Origin of the sequence: Tumebacillus avium (assembly GCF_002162355.1) — a bacterium.
Classification (GTDB): domain Bacteria; phylum Bacillota; class Bacilli; order Tumebacillales; family Tumebacillaceae; genus Tumebacillus_A; species Tumebacillus_A avium.
Genome location: NZ_CP021434.1, coordinates 2,260,776 through 2,278,459 on the forward strand (window position 1 = coordinate 2,260,776; position 17,684 = coordinate 2,278,459).

A 17,684-nucleotide genomic window follows, 5' to 3' on the forward strand; every position below is an offset into this window, starting at 1 on the left:
CGGGGCATGACACGCCCGGCTCGTTTTTTTGTGGGCGAGATTTCTTTCTTTCCGGGGCGTCATCTGCTACACTAAGAAGATACAAATTGGCATGAACTTGCAGGGGGTGAAGTAATGCAAGCGGGTATTAATTTATTGCTGATCACCGGGCTGTCCGGCGCCGGGAAATCGGTGACGATGCAGGCGCTCGAGGACATCGGATTTTTCTGCGTCGACAACCTGCCGCCTGCGTTGATTCCGAAATTCGGGGACCTGATCATTCAGTCGTCCGGCAAAGTGACGAAGGTTGCACTCGTCTGCGATCTGCGCGGCGGCGCCTTTTTCAGCGACTTGATGGAAGCGCTGGGCCTCCTGGAACAGAAAACGCCGCACATCAACTACCAGATCGTCTTTCTCGAAGCGGACGACGCCACGATCGTGCGCCGCTTCAAAGAGACGCGCCGCCGCCATCCGCTCGCCAAAGACGGACGCATCGTGGAAGGCATCTCCGAAGAGCGCAAAATGCTCGATGAGATCCGCGGCAACGCTGACCTGATCATCAACACCTCGCACTTGAAAGCGAGCGAACTGCGCCAGAAGATCCTCGGCCAGTTCTCGCATATCGATGACCAGCATCTGAAGGTGGACATCATGTCGTTCGGCTTCAAATACGGGGTGCCGATCGAAGCGGACATGGTGTTTGACGTGCGCTTTCTGCCTAACCCGCACTATGTGGATTCCCTGCGCCCGCTGACCGGCAAGCATGCGGACGTCTATGACTACGTGATGAAATGGCCGATTACCCAATCTTTTCTCACCAAGCTCGAAGATATGATCGATTTTCTTATCCCGCAATTCCGCAAAGAAGGCAAGACGCAAGTGGTGATCGGCATCGGCTGCACGGGAGGCAAACACCGCTCAGTCGCACTCGCCGAAACGCTCTATGAGCATCTCAAAGACCGCGAGTGGGCGAGCGTCGTACACCGCGATTCGGAAAAGGAATAATCCGCGATGGTGCGCTATTGGTTGCTCCTCGCCTGGACCGTCTGTTCGTTCGGCTTGGGACTGATCGCCGCCGGCATTGGCATTCACAGCCTGCCGGGGCAGTCTTCGCTGATCGGACTGGTCTGTCTGTTGATGGGGTCAGGGCTGCTCGCGTTTGGGTGGTGGCGCGATGAACAGATCACCCGCACGCAGATGCTGCTTGAAAAGCGCAAGCCGCGCGTCGTCGTCGTGGGCGGCGGCACCGGACTGTCGGTGCTGTTGCGCGGCTTAAAAGAATTTGACATCGACATCACGGCGATCGTCACCGTCGCCGATGACGGCGGTTCCTCCGGCCGGCTGCGCTCCGATTTTGACATGCCGCCGCCGGGCGACATCCGCTCCTGTCTCGTCGCTTTGTCCGACACCGAGCCCTTGCTCGAAAAGCTCTGGTCGCACCGCTTCAAAAGCGGGGAAGGCCTCGCCGGGCACTCGTTTGGCAACTTGCTGATCGCAGCGCTGACCGACGTCACCGGCGATTTTGAAACGGCGATCAAAGAAGCGTCCCGCGTTCTCGCCGTCGGCGGCCGCGTGCTGCCTGCCGTGCGGGAAGCGGTCATCTTGCGCGCCTACATGGAAGACGGCTCGTATGTCGAAGGCGAATCGCAGATTCCGCTCTCCGGCAAGAAGATCGAGCGCGTCGAAGTGGAGCCCAACGACCTCGAACCACTGCCGGAAGCGTTGGAAGCGATCGAGCAAGCCGACGTGATCGTCATTGGCCCGGGCTCGCTCTACACGTCGATCCTGCCGAACCTGCTCGTCACCAAGCTGACCCAGGCGATCGATGCCGCAGAAGGCAAAAAAGTCTACATCTGCAACGTGATGACCCAATCGGGCGAAACGGACCACTACACTGCGTCCGATCATGTCAAAGCGATCTATGACCACATCGGACGCCCCTTGTTCGATTACATCCTCGTCAACTCCGCCCCGATTCCGCCGGCTGTGATCGAACAGTACCGGGAGAAGCGGGCGGCACCGGTTGTCGCCGATCTGTGGAATCTGCAAAATCTTGGACTCAACGTCATCGCGCGCAATTTCCTGCACTACTCCATCTATGCCCGCCACGATGCACGGATGATCTCCGAGCAGATCCTGGCCCTGATCGGACGCGACCCGAACAAACTGCGCCGTTAATGGAAAGGAGGGTGGACACGTATGTCTTTTGCTGCCCGCACGAAAAAAGAACTGACCCAGCTCGATCTCAAACCCTGCTGCAAACGGGCAGAGCTGGCCGCCCTGATCCGCATGAACGGCACGGTGCTCATCTCCGGCAAGCGCTTTTCGCTCGACGTGACGACCGAAAACGCGGCGATCGCGCGCCGGATGTACACCTTGCTCAAAGAACTGTTCGGCGTGCATGCTGAGATCCTGGTGCGCAAGAAGATGCGCCTGAAGAAAAACAACGTCTACATGATGCGCGTGCCGTTTCAGGTGCGCGAGATTTTGCAGGAGCTATGCATCGCGGCTGAAAATCTGACCTTTGTGGCCGGGATCAACCCGGCCCTGGTCAAAAAGAGCTGCTGCAAGCGCTCCTACCTGCGCGGCGTGTTTCTCGCCGGGGGCAGCGTCAACGACCCGGAAGGCTCGTCCTACCACTTGGAGATCGCGTCGAACGACTATGACCACTCGGCCGCCTTGCTCGAACTGGTCAATGCGTACGACCTCAACGCCAAACTGATCGACCGCAAAAAATCATACGTCGTCTATCTGAAGGAAGTCGAGAAGATCATCGAGTTCCTGAACATCATCGGGGCACACCAGGCCCTGTTGAAATTCGAAGACATCCGCATCGTCAAAGGGATGCGCAACCAGGTCAACCGCCTCGTCAACTGCGAGACGGCCAACCTGAACAAGACGATCGAAGCGTCCGTCCGGCAGATTGAGAACATCAAGCTGCTCGAACGGGTCGTCGGACTGGTCAACCTGCCGCCGCGCCTGCGCGAAGTGGCAGAGCTGCGCTTGCAGTTTCCCGACATCAACTTGAAGGAGCTCGGCGAGATGCTGCCCGGCAAAGTGTCGAAGTCGGGCGTCAATCACCGCCTGCGCAAACTCGATGAGTTGGCGGAAAAGGCGAAAACAGGGTATACTAACAAAAACTGACGCAGCGAGGAGGGCCTGACGGTGGCAGAGAAAACGGTGACCGTAGGATTGCCCGCGGGATTGCACGCCCGCCCGGCCGCATTGTTCGTGCAGGAAGCGAACCGCTTTACCAGCGAGATCTACGTGGAGAAAGCAGGGAAGTCGGTCAATGCCAAGAGCATCATGGGCATCATGTCGCTGGCGATCTCCAGCGGCACCGATGTGATCATTCGCGCCGAAGGGCCCGACGCGGAGCAAGCGGTAGAAAAGCTGGCAGCCATTGTGGCCGCACAAGGATAGCAACACGAAAAACCACGTTTCGCAATCGCGAGACGTGGTTTTTGTTTACGCGTCGGGAATCGGCGCGTTGAGAAACATCGTGGTCGGGCGCACCGCCAGGCGGCGCTCCAGGATGTGCTCGACGCTCTGCAGCGCATCCGGTTCCACCTCTTCCGGCACGCGCACGTAATGCAGGCGGCGCACCGGGCTGTAGGACGGATTGGACGGCAGCGAGTCGAAGATCATTTTCTGCCCCGGCACCGGAACGATCTTGCCGGTCGTTTTGTCGATGCCGCGAATGCACTGGTAGGCGTTCCCCGTGCGCACCGGCATCGGACCGATGTCGAGATAGCCGGCGAGCATGCCTTCGTGCCAGGCCGGCACGACCGGATAGACGGGGCTTTTTGCTTCTAAAGGCACGACCGGGGCGTTGACGACCATGCCGGGCGTGCGGACGCGCAACGCCCGTTTCAGCACGTCTTGGACGCTTTTGACCGAATCGACCTGCAGATCGGGCGGCACCTCCACAAAATGCACCAGGCGCAGCGCACTGTGGCCGCTCATGCCGGGAATGGAATCGAGCACCTGTTTGTGTCGGGCGAGGAGCAGAGGTCCGCCTTTGGGATCATAGCCGCGGATCAGCACATACATGCCGGCCAGCGACAACGGGGTAAGACCGGCGGATACAAAACGGACCGGACGGTTTTCCGCCCAGCCCTCTTGCAGAAAGTTCGTGCTCACGATCTGTCACCTCCCTCACGGCGTTGGGCTGCTATTAGCCTATGCGCCAAGCAGGGGAGAGGTGCGAAACGGATGTTACATGCCGCCGTTCATCAGAATCGTGGCGACGATGGCGCCGATCACCAGCGCCAGTACGAGGAAGATCGCCGACAGTACGATGATGATGATGCCTTGGGTCTTCGCGCCGCGTTTGATCGCCAGCGCGCCAAAGATGATGGCGAGCGGTCCAAACAGATACGGCAAGACAAACAGGGTCAGCGCCGTAAACACCCAGCCGAGGACGAGAAAGACGGATGCGTCCTTTTTAGCCGGCTGTTGCGGAGTTTGTTGCAGTTCATTTTCCATGAGCGAGCACCTCCTCTAAGAGACGTATGCCCGCTCCGGAAAAAGCAGAACTGACTATGGCGCCGTCGGCATGTTCATCAGGAACGAGACGGCAAAGACGGTGATCAGGATATAAAGCAGGATGAACAGGGAAGAGAGCACAATGATCCAGATGCCGTTTGCTTTCGAGCCGCGCTTGATGGCGATGGCCCCCATGACGATTGCGGCCGGGCCAAAGATGAAGGGCATGATGAACAGTGTCAATGCGGTGAACACCCAGCCAAGGATGACAAAAATTTTCGGGTCCTTGCGCTGTTGATCTTGCAGCTCGGGCAGTCGTTGTTCTTCCATCTAAAGCACCTCCCTCGCATATTCGTAGCTGTAGTCTGCGCCAAGCGGGAGGTTTTTACGCTGGAAGGAATTAAAAGACCGCAGGGAGAACCCTGCGGTCTGGTCTCTAGTTTAACAGTTCCAGAATTTCTGCGTTGGTCTTGGCTTTTGCCACACTGCGGATCTCCGGAGTCACTTCGGCCTGGGCGCTGAGCAGCAGTTTGACCGACGCCACATCGCTGCGCTCGACGGCGTAGTAGAGCGGGGTGTGGCCGTCAGCATCCGCATGGTTGACGTCCGCGCCGTATTTGAGCAGGTGGCCGGCGTTGACGGTGTCGCCGTGGAGGATCGTATAGCTGAGCGGCGTCTTGCCTTCTTCGTTCGCCAGGTTCGGGTTGGCCTTGTTGGCGAGGAAGACGCGAACGATGTCCGATTGGCCCCACATGGCGGCGAGGGTCAGGCCGTAGTTCTTGGTGTCGTGCAGCGGCTCGTCAGGATCGATGCCGCTTTTGAAGAGGGCATCGAGTGTGTCGGGCGCCGCGTCGAGGGCAAGATTGTAGGTTGTAAAGTCAGTTTTGGCCCCTGCTTGGAGCAGGCTTTCGACCAGTTCGGTATTTTTCATCTCGATCGCGAGGTTCAAGGCGCGGTTCTTGCTCTGCGTCTCTTTGAAGGATGGTGCAGCGAGGATCGCCTGCATCGTTTCGGTGTAGCTGCCCGCATAGTTGATCGCCGAACCTTGGATGTTCACGACGTTCGGATCAACGCCTTGTGCGAGCAGCGCGCGCACATTGCCGGTCTGGCCAAAGAAGGCGTTGCGCATCAGTTCGGTGTCTTCGTCTGTAAAGTTGTGTGCGTGCTGATAGAAATGGACAGCATCATTGCTCAGCTTGGGGCTGTAGGCGGTGTCGGCGCCCGCATCGGCGAGCAGCTTCATCGTAGCAGTGTTGCCGTGCGTTTTGGCGATCAGGTAGGCGGTCGCACCGAGGTTGTTTTTGACATCGAGCGGTGCGCCGAGTTCGACGAACGCCTTGACCGCTGCCGTATGGCCGCGCTCCGCCGCCACCATCAGCGGGGTCCAGCCGCTGTGCGGCGCGATGTTCGGGTCGGTTGTGGTGGAGGTGAGCAGTTCGCGGATCACGCCGTCATAGTTGGAGATCGCCGCAAAATGCAGCGCGGACGCCATGTCGCCGTCGAGGTGCACATTCGGCTCGGCTCCGGCGGCGAGCAGGGAAGCGACCAGCTCAGCGTTGTTTTGCCTGGAAGCTTGGATCAACAGGTCATTTTGCGGCGCGTATTCCGGGGTATCGCGGAAGTGTTCGATGATGTTCGGAATGTTTGGGTTGACGCCGTGCTGGAGCAGGGTCTTGGCCGCTTCGTGGCGGCCGCGGACGACGGCGGTGTAGAGCGCCGACTCCTGGACAACTTTTTGCTCGAAGGTTGGCTTTTTGATGCTGTCGACCAGCAGCGTGATCGCCGCGATGTCGCTTTGGGTCACCGCTTCATGCAGCGGGGTGTGGCTGTCCGGCGAACCGTACGGATCGATGCCCGACTGGGCGAGCAGCAGGCGGGCGATTTCCAGTTCGCCTGCTTCGATCGCGACGAACAGGGCCGATTTTTGTTTCTGGACGGCGTTCGGGCTGATGCCGCTCTTGAGCAGACCGGCCACTTGCGGGACGTTGCCTTCACGGATCGCATCAAAGAGCGGACGGGAACGGGTGTCGACGATGACGACGTTTTTCGCGCCGTCCCATTGCACTTCGCCGCCGACAGCCTCACCGACAAAACGCACCGGCACCATCGTGCGGTCGCTGACGAGGCGTGCTGTGCCGTTCATGTCGACGATGTGATCGCCGACCCGCACGGAGGTCGTGCCGATCTCGAAGGTGATCGTCGTGCCGTTTACGGTGGCGATCGCCTTTTGGCTGGCATTGTCCCATTTGACATCGCCGCCGAGCGCTTCGATGACATGGCGCACCGGGACGTAGACCGTTCCGTTTTCATTAAAAGCCGCCCGGTCGGTGTTCAGCACCGCGCCATTGACGTGGATCGCCACCGGAGTTGATGCCGCCTGAACGGGCACGGGGGCGCCGGCTAAAGGCAGCAGCAGGCTGAGGGCGAGCGCTCCTTTGAGAACTTGATTTTTGTTCATCTTGTGAATCCTCCTCCTAGTAAATTACGGTAATATTTTAATTCGTGGGCGGTGGCGCATTTTCCTGTATAATGGTCGGGAAGGGGAGAGGGAAATGACGAACTTACATGAGCTGACTGAACGCATCATCTCCTGCGAAGCCTGCCCTCGCCTGCGGGAGTGGTGTGAGGAAGTCGCAGAGGTCAAGAAAGCGAAGTACAAGGATGAGACGTACTGGGGCCGCCCGGTGCCCGGTTTTGGCGATCCAAACGCCCGGCTGATCATTCTCGGCCTCGCTCCCGGAGCCCACGGCGCGAACCGCACAGGGCGCGTGTTTACGGGCGACGAATCGGGGAAATGGCTCTATGGAGCTCTGCACGAGTTTGGATTTGCCACGGAGGCAGCCGCAACGCATCGCGATGATTCGCTGCAACTGGTCGATGCCTACATTAACAACATCGTCCGCTGCGCACCGCCGCAAAATAAGCCGACCACCGGCGAGATCAAAGCCTGCCGCCCGTTCTTTACGGAGGAGCTGCGCCTGCTCGCGGACAAGCGGGTGGTGCTGGCGCTGGGCAAGATCGCGTTTGACAATTATAAGAAGTTTTTGCAGGAAGAAGGGCACGATGTCAAAGGGCTGACCTTTGCGCACGGCGCATGTTATACGTTTGACGACAGTTTGCCGGCATTGGTTGCATCCTACCATCCGAGCCAGCAAAATACTTATACGGGCAAGTTGACGCAGGCGATGTGGTATGAGATATTTCAAAGAGTTCGTGAATTGCTTGATGAAAGATGAAACAGGCATGTAGCAGATTTCCAGTGACTACCGTTCCTTGCCGGAACGGTTTTTTGAAATGATACAGAGAGAGGGGGCTGATCGCGGACTATGGATCAGAGAGAGAAGAGCTTTTTGGGACGTTTGAAAGGTTTTGCTTACAATCACCGTGATCTGCTCTATTTTAATGGCTTTTTGCTGTTGAAAATGATGGTTCTGGACTACTGGATCGGCCTTGGTATCGGGTCGCCGCTGCAGTGGGTCGCGGCGCTGGCCGGCCTGTTCCTGCTGACCAGCCTTTTTGTGCTGTTGCCGAAATATGTGCGTTTTGGCGCCTTGATCGTGGTCGATCTGGCGGTAAGCTTCATTATATTGTCCGACCTGTTCTTCTACCGCAACTACAGCCGGGTCATCCCGCTGCCGATGCTGGAGACGGCCGGGCAGCTCGGCACGGTGACCAATGAGATCAAGAATTTGTTCTCGGCGTGGGATCTGTTATTGGTTGTGGATCTGGTGCTGTTGATTCCGCTCTTGATCATCTTTGGCAGCAAGCTGCTGATCGTGCAGGGGCCGAAGTTTACGAAGCGCCTCGGCAGTGTCGCGCTGCTGATGGTGGTGAGCGCGGTGCTGCTGTCGGTGCAGTCGGTTGGGCTGGTCAAAGTGTACGGCAAACCGGCGTACACGGAGATGTACACAAATAACGTGATGGTGCGCCACATGGGCATTTTGAGCTATCACGCGGTCGATGCCTACCAGTATTTTGGCGGGGGTACTGACCAGCAGTTGAAGGAAGTGGATCTGCAGGAACTGCGCGCCTGGATGGACAAGCGCCGCCAGGAGCCGACGCCGAAGCTGCAAGGCGTGGCGAAGGGCAAGAACCTGATCATTGTGCAGATGGAAGCGTTGCAATATTTCCTGATCAACAGCAAGGTGAACGGCCAGGAAGTGACGCCAAACATGAACAAGCTGATCAAGGAAGCGATGTATTTTGACAACTACCTCGTCGAAGTCGGGACGGGCAATACGTCTGACGCCGAGTTCATGACGCTGAACTCGCTGTATCCGGCAGAAGCGGGCGCGATTTATAAGCAGGAGTCGGACAACGACTATCGCTCGCTGCCGACGGTGCTCAAGGAGAGCGGCTACAGCGCGGCTTATGTGTTCCATACGTACAAGCCGGAGTTTTATAACCGTGAAGTGATGTATATGGCGGAAGGCTATGACAAGTTTTATTCGGAGAGCTACTACAAGCGCGATGACATCATCGGCTGGGGGCCGTCCGACCGCACGATGTACAACCAGTCGCTCGATGTGCTGACGAAGCAGCAGAGTCCGTTTATGTCGTTTTACATTTCGCTGTCGGGGCATACCGATTACAAGATTCCGGCGAAGGAAAAAGAGCTGGAGATTCCGGAAGGGCAGTACAGCGAACTGTTCACCAACTACTTGCACGCGCAGCATTATGCGGATAAGGCGCTTGGCGAGTATATGGACAAGCTGAAGGAGCTCGGCATCATGGACAACTCGCTGTTCGTGGTGTACGGCGACCATTTTGCCAACGGGCTGAGCAAGCATGAGATCGGGAAGTATGAGGGCATTGGCAAAGAGGTGGATAACTACATCTACCACGAGCAGAAGAAGGTGCCGCTGTTCATCCGCCTCCCCGGAGGTGTGGAAGCCGGAACGTACCACATTCCGGCCGGACAGATGGACCTGTTCCCGACGCTGATCAACATGCTGGGGATTGATAAAGAGAAGGTGTTCTACTTTGGGCAGGATCTGGTGAACATGAAGCCGGAGGAAAGCTTCTCGGCGTTCCGGCAGTACACCAATCCGAACACGTTTGCCACCGATAAGCTGTTCTATCTGGCCAGCCAGGACGGGATTTTCGAACACGGTTTCTGCCACGACCGCACGAACGAAGGGGCGCTCTTGCCGATCGAGACGTGCCGTCCGGGATTTGAACGGGCGAAGTGGGAACTGAAGATGAACGACCTGCTGGTAAGAGGAGACGCGATTCCGCAGGTGATGCAGAAGTAGTTGTTAAAAGCAGAAGGCTGCCGGGAAACCCGGCAGCTTTTTTTATAGGTGCTTTGCCAAGCTGGGTGGTGAGGTCCGGGCGGGACATGCTGCGGGTTCACGTGAAACTTGAACCCTTTGATTAAGTAAGAGCGTGAAAACCTTTTAGAGGTAGGGGTAAAGCTTTCAGAGTTCACCTCTCCGCATATCCCGCCCTCCCCAATGGGGGCCCTGAGCTCGGCAATTGAGTTTGACGTGCTTGATGTGTTAGAATAACGATGTTAAGAGTGCGTAAGATAAAAAATGACCATAGGTGCTGTAACACCTACGGTCGGTTTGACACAACTGATACCCTGCAAGGGTGTCGGCTCATAGGTGTTTGCGAAATAGATCGCCGCAGGAGCTACCAACTCGAAGGGCGATCTATTTCTTTTTGTTTTGATTGTCCAACATATGTTTCATGATCGTCACGACCAAGGTCAAAGCTGCTACGAGGAACAACCCGAACTGGAGCATGAGCTTCTGGAGAGAAACGCTCGTTATCTCGGTGCGGAATGGATTAACTGTCGGAGAAACCCGGCAGCTTTTTTGTGCTGCAGACGGTCGATTATGGGCGGGGCTGCTAGTTCATGTGAACTCATTGAATATTATTCTTCCCGTAGGAACAACGGATTGGACTTAAGTATAATAGCGTTTCGGATGCTGTCAGGTGTGCTGTATTAACTCTTCCTTGGGTGTGAGGTCAAGGTTGAACGCACTGGCACCACGGCCATCCCTGTAGGGATTGGGGAAACGTCTGTTCAATTGATTCAAAGAGAAAGCGTAAGTTTCATTTACGTCTCGTTCTCGATAAATGAATTCTATGTAATCGATTTTTCGTAATTTATATAAAAATATTTTTGCTTTTTCTTGAGTATGATATAGTTTATTTGCTATAATTTTGAATGATTACACGCCACTATCTCAAAAAGGGTGAATTATATGATCGCAGGTCTTTTCATCAGGCACTATAAAATTTACCAAGGGTTATACTTTATTCCGGTATCCAGTGATTACCGGAATAGATATTCTGTTTATGTTGGCAACAATGGTGTCGGGAAAAGTTCTATTTTTGAAGCACTAAATACATTTTTCAATAACGCGTATTGGAACAAAAACAAAGATGGAAAAAATGATGAGACATTCATAGCACCACTTTTCTTGATTGAGAAAAATCACATTAAATCGGAAATGAAATTGAACAAAGAGACAATTGATTATCTTGAGTTTCTGAGTACGTACTTTTGGGAATCCAGTTCGGATATACATATAAATCTAAAAACAGACGAATTCAAAAAATTCTTCACATTTAGGGATGAGCTTAAAGATTACTATAAACCAGATGATTATTACCTTTTTTAATAGGTATACCTTATCAAAATAAGAATGAGGTAACTTTTATAACTTTTAGAGATAACTTGCTCAGAAGGATGCCGTCTGAGTTACAAAAATTTGATCAAAAGATATTATTAGATGTTGTAAAGAACTATTACTCGTACTTATACATTCCGGTTGAGACCAGCCCTAGTGAAATACTTCGAATTGAAAATAGGGAAATGCAAGAGTTGATGAACAAAGACATTCTTGATGAAATTGATCAAATACTTAATCAAAAGAAATTCAGTGAAGGAAGACGAAACATAAGTGTGATCGATTACATAAACTCTTCGCTCAATAAATATATTGATTCAATCAATGAGATCATTGGGAGTATAGATGATAAATATGCATTTAAAGTAGAGGGGACTTTCAAGAAAAATTTAACTTCTGTCGATGTACGCAAAAAAATATTAGAAGCCTATTTTTCTATCCGAACCTTAAAAAAAGAAAGAAAGGAAATTCACGAACTCAGTTCCGGAGAACAAAGAATTGCACTTATCGATATTGCTACAGCCTTTCTTTTAGAAAGTAAGGGTCACAGGAAAAACATTGTACTTGCGATAGACGAACCAGAGAACTCACTTCATATTTCAAGGGCCTTTAGTCAGTTCGAAAGATTACAAAAGCTATCGGATAATAACCAAATCCTTGTTACAACACATTGGTATGGGTCTCTTCCAATAACTGATTCAGGGGATCTTCATCATTTAGAAACGGTAGACGAGAAAAATATCAAAATACAATCATATAAGCTCAACAATTATTTTGAGAAAAGAGGGAAGTTACCAGACGATGTAATGATTAAGAGTTATTTTGAACTTTCATCGTCTGTATTAAGCTCTATGAGGGCAGACGCGGCCAATTGGATTATTTGTGAAGGTAGTGACGACAAGAAGTACTTAGAATATTATTTAAAGGACGTAGAAAATCTCAAAATATTCACCGTTGGTGGATGTGGAAACGTTGTGAAACTCTACAAATACATGTACGTTCCTTTTTCAGAGAAGGAGGAAAATAGGGCTATTAACGGAAAAGTCCTTTGTTTAATAGATACAGATGATACCATGAACATCATTGACATTCCTAGCGAGACTAAGAGCAAAAAGCTGAAAATAGCTCGGATGCAAATTAATACAAAAGATGAAGTCGAATTAGTCGGGTTGACAAATGGCGGACAGCATAAGCCTACTGAAATGGAGGATTGCCTGGAACCTAAGAAATTTTATCAGGCATTAGAGGAAACTATTAATACCCACGGAACAATGGAACAAAGAGACGCAATAGGTGTGTTTTCTTTTAATGACGAGGTAGATGTCTCTGTTGTAAAAGGAGAAGTATCTATATTAAAGCCCAACAGTATTGAAGCACTAGAACAAAAAAAGCACATATATAGTTTCGTTGACGATTACAGAAATAAATATCTTTTAGCCGATAACTATATAAGCACCCCATATGAGGATGGAATGGCGCCTCCAGATCTATTTAAAGTTATTTCTGATTTCTTTGGTAAAAGCGACGAATGATAGTCAATAGCAGGGAGGAAACGCTGTCACTTGTTATTGACTAATTACTGTAATAAACAGACCTCCACGACAAATGGAGGTCTGTTTTATAGGACAGCTAGATTATATCGTGAGATACATTTGGTTAGACAATTTGAAATAGTTTTCTTCAGGGAAATTAATTCGACTCTAGCCGGGAATCTGCGTTTTTTGCGTATTATTCAAGGCTTTACGTACGAATGGCATCGCCGAAATTGCCAACATGGGAAATCTACGGTAAAAGTGATTGAAAATATAAAAAATCGGCCGATCAATCCGGATTTCATCACAGGTATTTTTAAAGCGTTAAATGTTGTTCCTGAAGTACTAACCAAGGACAACAAAGTGATAGAAGATCATTTATATACATTGGAAAACCTGTTTTGGGGCTCTGAGATATGCCGTGGAGCAAAGGCTGAGAGTTAGCAGAACAATTAGTTTTTGTAAAAATCGTGGACCAAGAGAACAATGCAGAGCATTGTCGCTCAAAGTCCAATTATCCTAATTCAAAAGCCAATATGAAACCGTTTAGACTTTTTCTCTCGTGCGTTAGATGTATCGAGAGCTGCCGAAGACATAGTAGGAAGTGCTAGAACGAAATATCATCACGCGACATGTTTTCTGTAGCTTGGAAACAGGAGCAGAGTGATTGACACACTCAGTGACGTTACCTGAGAACTCGAAATACCATGCATGCGCAGGCAGACCTGTATGGGACACGATATTTGAAGCAAATGCAATACATGTGCTAGAATAAGGCTACAAGCAATGCATAGGATAAAAAAAGACCATAGGTGCTCGAACACCTACGGTCGTTTGACACAACTGATACCCTGCAAGGGTGTCGGCTCATAGCTGTTTTGCGAAATAGATCGCCGCAGGAGCTACCAACTCATAGGGCGATCTATTTCTTTTTGTTTTGGTTGTCTAACATATGTTTCATGATCGTCACGACCAAGGTCAAAGCTGCTACGAGGAACAACCCGAACTGGAGCATGAGCGAAACAAGTTCATGTGTCGACATTCTCTCACCCCCTTTCGTGAGGGGATGAGCCGATCACCCTTGAGGAGCCTATTCAATTGTGCTGTTAGTATTCTATCATAGGAGAATCTGAAGGGGAACACTCGTTTGCGCTCGCTGCCACTAAGGGCAAAAGGAAAAGTGATATTTGCCAAATCCTCCTGTAATTGCCGCATTTGACAATCTAGGCGATTCCTCTCGCTATTTACTAGCTACAAAATCGATTCTGGGGCAGGGTTAAGACTAGAAGTTATCACATATCAATGTGTATAATAGACTATGAAAATGAAACGGAATGATGTAGCCGGAAAAAGGTGTACTCCTTTTGCAAATATCTAGAGATAAGGAAGATCAAAAATGAGCGACCTACAGAACAAAACAGACGTGATTTTAATCGGTGCTGGAGTCATGAGCTCGACTTTGGGGTCTTTGCTGAAAGAGTTAGCGCCGGAATGGGAAATCAAAGTATTTGAGAAACTCGCCAAAGCAGGGGAAGAAAGCTCGAACGAATGGAACAACGCCGGAACAGGCCACGCTGCACTGTGTGAACTCAACTATACATCTGAAAAATCCGATCAATCTATAGATATTAGCAAGGCTATCAAGATCAATGAACAATTTCAGCTATCCAGACAGTTCTGGTCTTACCTGGTCGACAGCAACCTGATTCGCAACCCGCAGGACTTTATCATGCCGATCCCGCACATGAGTTTTGTGCAGGGTGAAGCGGACGTGAACTTCCTGAAGAAACGCTTTGAGGCGCTGTCCGACAATCCGCTGTTTGCAGGCATGGAATTCTCTGATGATCCTGAAAAACTGCAAGAATGGATTCCGCTGATCATGGAAGGCCGCACATCGAACGAACCGATCGCCGCGACGAAAATTGACTCCGGCACGGACGTCAACTTTGGCGCTCTGACCCGGATGCTGTTTGACCACTTGAAGACGAAAAACGTCGAGGTCAACTACAAGCACAGCGTTGAGGACATCAAACGCACCAGCGACGGCTTGTGGCAAGTGAAAGTGCACGACATGGAGCGCGGCAAGACCGAAACCCACACGGCGAAGTTTGTCTTTATCGGCTGCGGCGGCGGAAGTCTCCCGCTGCTGCAAAAGACTGGCATCCCGGAGTCGAAGCACATCGGCGGTTTCCCGGTCAGCGGGCTGTTTATGGTCTGCAAAAACGACGAAGTTGTCGAGAAGCATCACGCCAAGGTCTACGGCAAAGCGAAGGTCGGCGCTCCGCCGATGTCGGTTCCGCATCTGGACACCCGCTACATCGACAACAAGAAGACGCTGCTGTTTGGACCGTTTGCCGGTTTCTCGCCGAAGTTCTTGAAGAGCGGCTCGAACTTTGACCTGATCGGTTCTGTGAAACCGAACAATGTGATCACGATGCTGGCGGCAGGCATGAAAGAGATGGCGCTGACCAAATACCTGATTCAGCAGGTATTGCTCTCCAATGAAAAGCGCCTGGAAGAACTGCAAGAGTTCATTCCGAACGCGAAGATCGAAGACTGGGACATCGTCGTCGCGGGCCAGCGCGTTCAGGTCATCAAAGATACAGCTGCCGGTAAAGGCACGCTGCAATTTGGCACAGAGGTCGTCAGTGCTGCCGACGGCTCGATCGCTGCGCTGCTCGGCGCTTCGCCGGGTGCTTCGACCGCCGTTCACGTCATGCTGGAAGTGTTGGAAAAATGCTTCCCGGAACACATGATGGAATGGGAAATGAAGATCAAGGAAATGATCCCGTCCTACGGCGTGTCGCTGGTGGACAACCCGGAGCTGTTCCACGAGATTCATGAAGCGACCGCGAAGTCGCTTGGTCTGACCGAAGAAAAAGAACTGGCTTTCATCTAAATACAATCTAAATACACTCTAAATACAAGCATATCGGATCAATGGGGACCCTGACGGGTCCCTTTCCTTTTTCCAGGCCGGGCAGCCTGGCGTTTTTTTGCATTTGTCCGTATGTATTAAGCCTTGTCCTCATAACGTAAAGGAAGTAATTTCTGCACGGAAGGGGATCTGGTGTGAGCGTGAACAGGCAGTCGATGTGGCAAAAGATCTGGGCCTTTTCGAAGGCGAATCGGGACTTGTTTTTCTTTAATGCGTTTCTGGTGGTCAAGCTGGCCGCCTTGCAGACGGTGCTGGGCTTAGGCGGCGAGACGCTGGGCGTGGTCTTGTCGACGTTTTGCGTGCTGCTGCTCCTGTCCGGGTGGCTGGTGATGCTGCCGTTTGTGGTGCGGTTTATCGGGCTGCTCTTGTTTGATCTCTTGATCACGTTTGTGATGTTTGCCGATCTGGTCTATTTCCGCAACTTTTTAAATGTGATTCCGTTGCCGATGCTCAGCCAGACCAATCAGGTCGACAACGTGGCGGACAACCTCTTGACCTTGATCTCGCTGCAGGATCTGCTTTTGCTCAGCGACCTGCTGTTTTTGGTGCCGTACGCACTGGTCGCCATCCGCAATGCCCGTTATGATCATCAGAAAAATTGGAAATCGGCGCACTCATTTAAAAAGCGCGCTATTCATGCTACAGTTGTAATGACTGTCAGTGTCTCGGTCTTAACGGCCAACGTTTGGTCGACCGTGCAGGCGGAGGGCAAAGATGTCTTCCAGAACCTGTACAGCAATGATACGGTGCTGCGCCAGATGGGCGTGCTGGGCTATCATATGGCCGACCTGTATAAGAACTACGGCAACGACGAGCTCGACACATCGGGGGACAAGGTGGCCGAACTGCGGCGCTATATCGAGTTGCACCGCATGCAGCCGCAAAAGATGCACGGCATCGCCAAAGGCAAAAATGTGCTGATGGTGCAGCTGGAATCCCTGCAAGGCTACCTGATCAACAGCAAGATCGGCGGCAAGGAAGTCACGCCGAATCTGAACAAGCTGGTCAAAGACAGCTTGTATTTTGACAACTATTTTACGCAGATTGGCGTCGGCATCACGTCAGACGCAGAATTTATGACGCTCAATTCACTCCATGCGCTGCCCGCCGGTTCGGCCTATGTGCTGAAGCCGCAGAATACATACCAGTCGCTGCCGAAACTGCTCAAGGATGCCGGATATTCGACGTATGTGTTCCATGGGTACAAGCCGGAGTTTTACAACCGCAAAGGGATGTATCCGGGCGAAGGGTTTGATCATTTTATCTCGCAAAATGAAATGAAGAAGGACCAGTTGATCGGCTGGGGCGTGTCTGACGAGTCGATGTACCGCCAGGCGGTGCAGAAGATGAAAGCGCAAAAAGGGCCCTGGCTCGCCAACCTGATCTCGCTGACCGGCCATTCGACGTATGAGATTCCCGATTCACTTAAGGAACTGAACATCCCGGCCGGTAAATTCACCAAAATGTTTACCGATTATCTGCACGCGCAGCACTATGCTGACCAAGCGCTGGGGAAGCTGCTGGCGGCGCTGAAAAAGGAAAAGATGCTCGACGACACGCTGCTTGTCGTCTATGGCGACCACTTTGCGTTTGGCAACATCAAAGCGCAGGAGGTCTGGAAGTTCTTGGAGCGGAGCGATCCGCTAGACTACCACAAGACGCTGGAACTGCGCAAAGTGCCGCTGTTGATTCGTCTGCCCGGCAAGGAGCAGACCGGCGTGAAGCATATCACCGGCGGCCAGATCGACTTTTATCCGACGGTGGCCAATCTGCTGGGGCTCGACCGGCGCAAGATGTTTTATTTCGGGCAGGATCTGCTCAACGCCACAAACGGATATGCTGCGTTCCGTCATTATACCGATCAGGGGACGTTTGTGACGGACGATGTGTTTTTTATTGGGGGCAAGCACGGCACGTATGAACAAGGCAAGTGTTATGACCGCAAGACCGGACGGCAAACGGAGCTCTCTGCCTGCCGCATCGAGGATTACCAGCGGGGCAAATGGGAGTTTGGGATGTCCGATTTTATTATCGAAACGAATGCGCTGCCGTCGCTGCTTGGGATCCCTTCCCGGTAGCCGGGCAGCGGTCTCGGGGGAGACG

General features: G+C 52.3%; 16 protein-coding genes. 11 read left to right on the top strand and 5 right to left on the bottom strand.

Annotation, left to right across the window (positions count from 1 at the left end; translation table 11 throughout):
* Positions 1-114: 114 nt before the first annotated feature.
* From rapZ to CBW65_RS10880, 4 genes are read left to right on the top strand one after another with little or no spacing between them, the layout of a single operon-like run.
* Positions 115-984, top strand: a complete 870-nt coding sequence (gene rapZ / locus CBW65_RS10865; RefSeq protein WP_087456827.1) for an RNase adapter RapZ — start codon at positions 115-117, stop codon at positions 982-984.
* A 6-nt stretch (positions 985-990) separates the two neighbouring features.
* Positions 991-2,157, top strand: a complete 1,167-nt coding sequence (gene yvcK / locus CBW65_RS10870; RefSeq protein WP_198299807.1) for a YvcK family protein — start codon at positions 991-993, stop codon at positions 2,155-2,157.
* A 21-nt stretch (positions 2,158-2,178) separates the two neighbouring features.
* Positions 2,179-3,123 (top strand): DNA-binding protein WhiA, encoded by a 945-nt coding sequence (gene whiA, locus CBW65_RS10875; protein WP_087456828.1) that lies wholly within the window; start codon positions 2,179-2,181, stop codon positions 3,121-3,123.
* Positions 3,124-3,144: 21 nt separating this feature from the next.
* Positions 3,145-3,402: an HPr family phosphocarrier protein gene (locus CBW65_RS10880; RefSeq protein WP_087456829.1), complete on the top strand. Its 258-nt coding sequence runs from the start codon at positions 3,145-3,147 to the stop codon at positions 3,400-3,402.
* Between the two features lie 45 nt (positions 3,403-3,447).
* On the opposite strand, the gene CBW65_RS10885 is transcribed toward CBW65_RS10880, so the two are convergent.
* From CBW65_RS10885 to CBW65_RS10900, 4 genes are all read right to left on the bottom strand, one after another.
* Complete coding sequence (locus CBW65_RS10885) at positions 3,448-4,122, bottom strand: hypothetical protein (protein WP_087456830.1); 675 nt, start codon at positions 4,120-4,122, stop codon at positions 3,448-3,450.
* Positions 4,123-4,197: 75 nt separating this feature from the next.
* A complete protein-coding gene (locus CBW65_RS10890; RefSeq protein ID WP_087456831.1) occupies positions 4,198-4,467 on the bottom strand; it encodes a hypothetical protein in 270 nt (89 codons plus the stop codon).
* A 54-nt stretch (positions 4,468-4,521) separates the two neighbouring features.
* On the bottom strand, positions 4,522-4,797 hold the full coding sequence (locus CBW65_RS10895; protein WP_087456832.1) for a hypothetical protein: 276 nt from the start codon (positions 4,795-4,797) through the stop codon (positions 4,522-4,524).
* 106 nt (positions 4,798-4,903) lie between these two features.
* Positions 4,904-6,925: an ankyrin repeat domain-containing protein gene (locus CBW65_RS10900; protein ID WP_087456833.1), complete on the bottom strand. Its 2,022-nt coding sequence runs from the start codon at positions 6,923-6,925 to the stop codon at positions 4,904-4,906.
* 94 nt (positions 6,926-7,019) lie between these two features.
* On the opposite strand from CBW65_RS10900, the gene CBW65_RS10905 reads away from it, so the two are divergent.
* From CBW65_RS10905 to CBW65_RS24205, 5 genes are all read left to right on the top strand, one after another.
* Complete coding sequence (locus CBW65_RS10905) at positions 7,020-7,703, top strand: uracil-DNA glycosylase (RefSeq protein WP_087456834.1); 684 nt, start codon at positions 7,020-7,022, stop codon at positions 7,701-7,703.
* Positions 7,704-7,793: 90 nt separating this feature from the next.
* Positions 7,794-9,722: an LTA synthase family protein gene (locus CBW65_RS10910; protein WP_087456835.1), complete on the top strand. Its 1,929-nt coding sequence runs from the start codon at positions 7,794-7,796 to the stop codon at positions 9,720-9,722.
* Between the two features lie 960 nt (positions 9,723-10,682).
* Complete coding sequence (locus CBW65_RS10915; protein WP_087456836.1) at positions 10,683-11,102, top strand: AAA family ATPase; 420 nt, start codon at positions 10,683-10,685, stop codon at positions 11,100-11,102.
* Positions 11,103-11,170: 68 nt separating this feature from the next.
* Positions 11,171-12,643: an ATP-dependent nuclease gene (locus CBW65_RS10920; protein WP_087456837.1), complete on the top strand. Its 1,473-nt coding sequence runs from the start codon at positions 11,171-11,173 to the stop codon at positions 12,641-12,643.
* Positions 12,644-12,673: 30 nt separating this feature from the next.
* Positions 12,674-13,087, top strand: a complete 414-nt coding sequence (locus CBW65_RS24205) for a hypothetical protein (RefSeq protein WP_157721889.1) — start codon at positions 12,674-12,676, stop codon at positions 13,085-13,087.
* A 478-nt stretch (positions 13,088-13,565) separates the two neighbouring features.
* Here CBW65_RS24205 and CBW65_RS24825 read toward each other — a convergent pair whose 3' ends face one another.
* A complete protein-coding gene (locus tag CBW65_RS24825; protein WP_157721890.1) occupies positions 13,566-13,685 on the bottom strand; it encodes a putative holin-like toxin in 120 nt (39 codons plus the stop codon).
* 354 nt (positions 13,686-14,039) lie between these two features.
* Between CBW65_RS24825 and CBW65_RS10925 the strand changes: the two genes are divergently transcribed.
* Entirely contained in the window at positions 14,040-15,542 is a 1,503-nt protein-coding gene (locus CBW65_RS10925; protein ID WP_087456838.1) for a malate:quinone oxidoreductase, read from the top strand.
* Between the two features lie 173 nt (positions 15,543-15,715).
* Positions 15,716-17,659: an LTA synthase family protein gene (locus CBW65_RS10930; RefSeq protein ID WP_087456839.1), complete on the top strand. Its 1,944-nt coding sequence runs from the start codon at positions 15,716-15,718 to the stop codon at positions 17,657-17,659.
* The last annotated feature ends 25 nt before the right edge of the window (positions 17,660-17,684 follow it).

What these genes read in the sequence shown, in the direction of transcription:
- CBW65_RS10900 (WP_087456833.1), bottom strand. Translation starts at nt 6,925, where the DNA reads ATGAACAAAAATCAAGTTCTCAAAGGAGCGCTCGCCCTCAGCCTGCTG.
- whiA (WP_087456828.1), top strand. Translation starts at nt 2,179, where the DNA reads ATGTCTTTTGCTGCCCGCACGAAAAAAGAACTGACCCAGCTCGATCTC.
- CBW65_RS10925 (WP_087456838.1), top strand. Translation starts at nt 14,040, where the DNA reads ATGAGCGACCTACAGAACAAAACAGACGTGATTTTAATCGGTGCTGGA.
- CBW65_RS10910 (WP_087456835.1), top strand. Translation starts at nt 7,794, where the DNA reads ATGGATCAGAGAGAGAAGAGCTTTTTGGGACGTTTGAAAGGTTTTGCT.
- rapZ (WP_087456827.1), top strand. Translation starts at nt 115, where the DNA reads ATGCAAGCGGGTATTAATTTATTGCTGATCACCGGGCTGTCCGGCGCC.
- CBW65_RS10895 (WP_087456832.1), bottom strand. Translation starts at nt 4,797, where the DNA reads ATGGAAGAACAACGACTGCCCGAGCTGCAAGATCAACAGCGCAAGGAC.
- CBW65_RS10920 (WP_087456837.1), top strand. Translation starts at nt 11,171, where the DNA reads ATGCCGTCTGAGTTACAAAAATTTGATCAAAAGATATTATTAGATGTT.
- CBW65_RS10890 (WP_087456831.1), bottom strand. Translation starts at nt 4,467, where the DNA reads ATGGAAAATGAACTGCAACAAACTCCGCAACAGCCGGCTAAAAAGGAC.
- CBW65_RS24825 (WP_157721890.1), bottom strand. Translation starts at nt 13,685, where the DNA reads ATGTCGACACATGAACTTGTTTCGCTCATGCTCCAGTTCGGGTTGTTC.
- yvcK (WP_198299807.1), top strand. Translation starts at nt 991, where the DNA reads ATGGTGCGCTATTGGTTGCTCCTCGCCTGGACCGTCTGTTCGTTCGGC.
- CBW65_RS10915 (WP_087456836.1), top strand. Translation starts at nt 10,683, where the DNA reads ATGATCGCAGGTCTTTTCATCAGGCACTATAAAATTTACCAAGGGTTA.
- CBW65_RS10905 (WP_087456834.1), top strand. Translation starts at nt 7,020, where the DNA reads ATGACGAACTTACATGAGCTGACTGAACGCATCATCTCCTGCGAAGCC.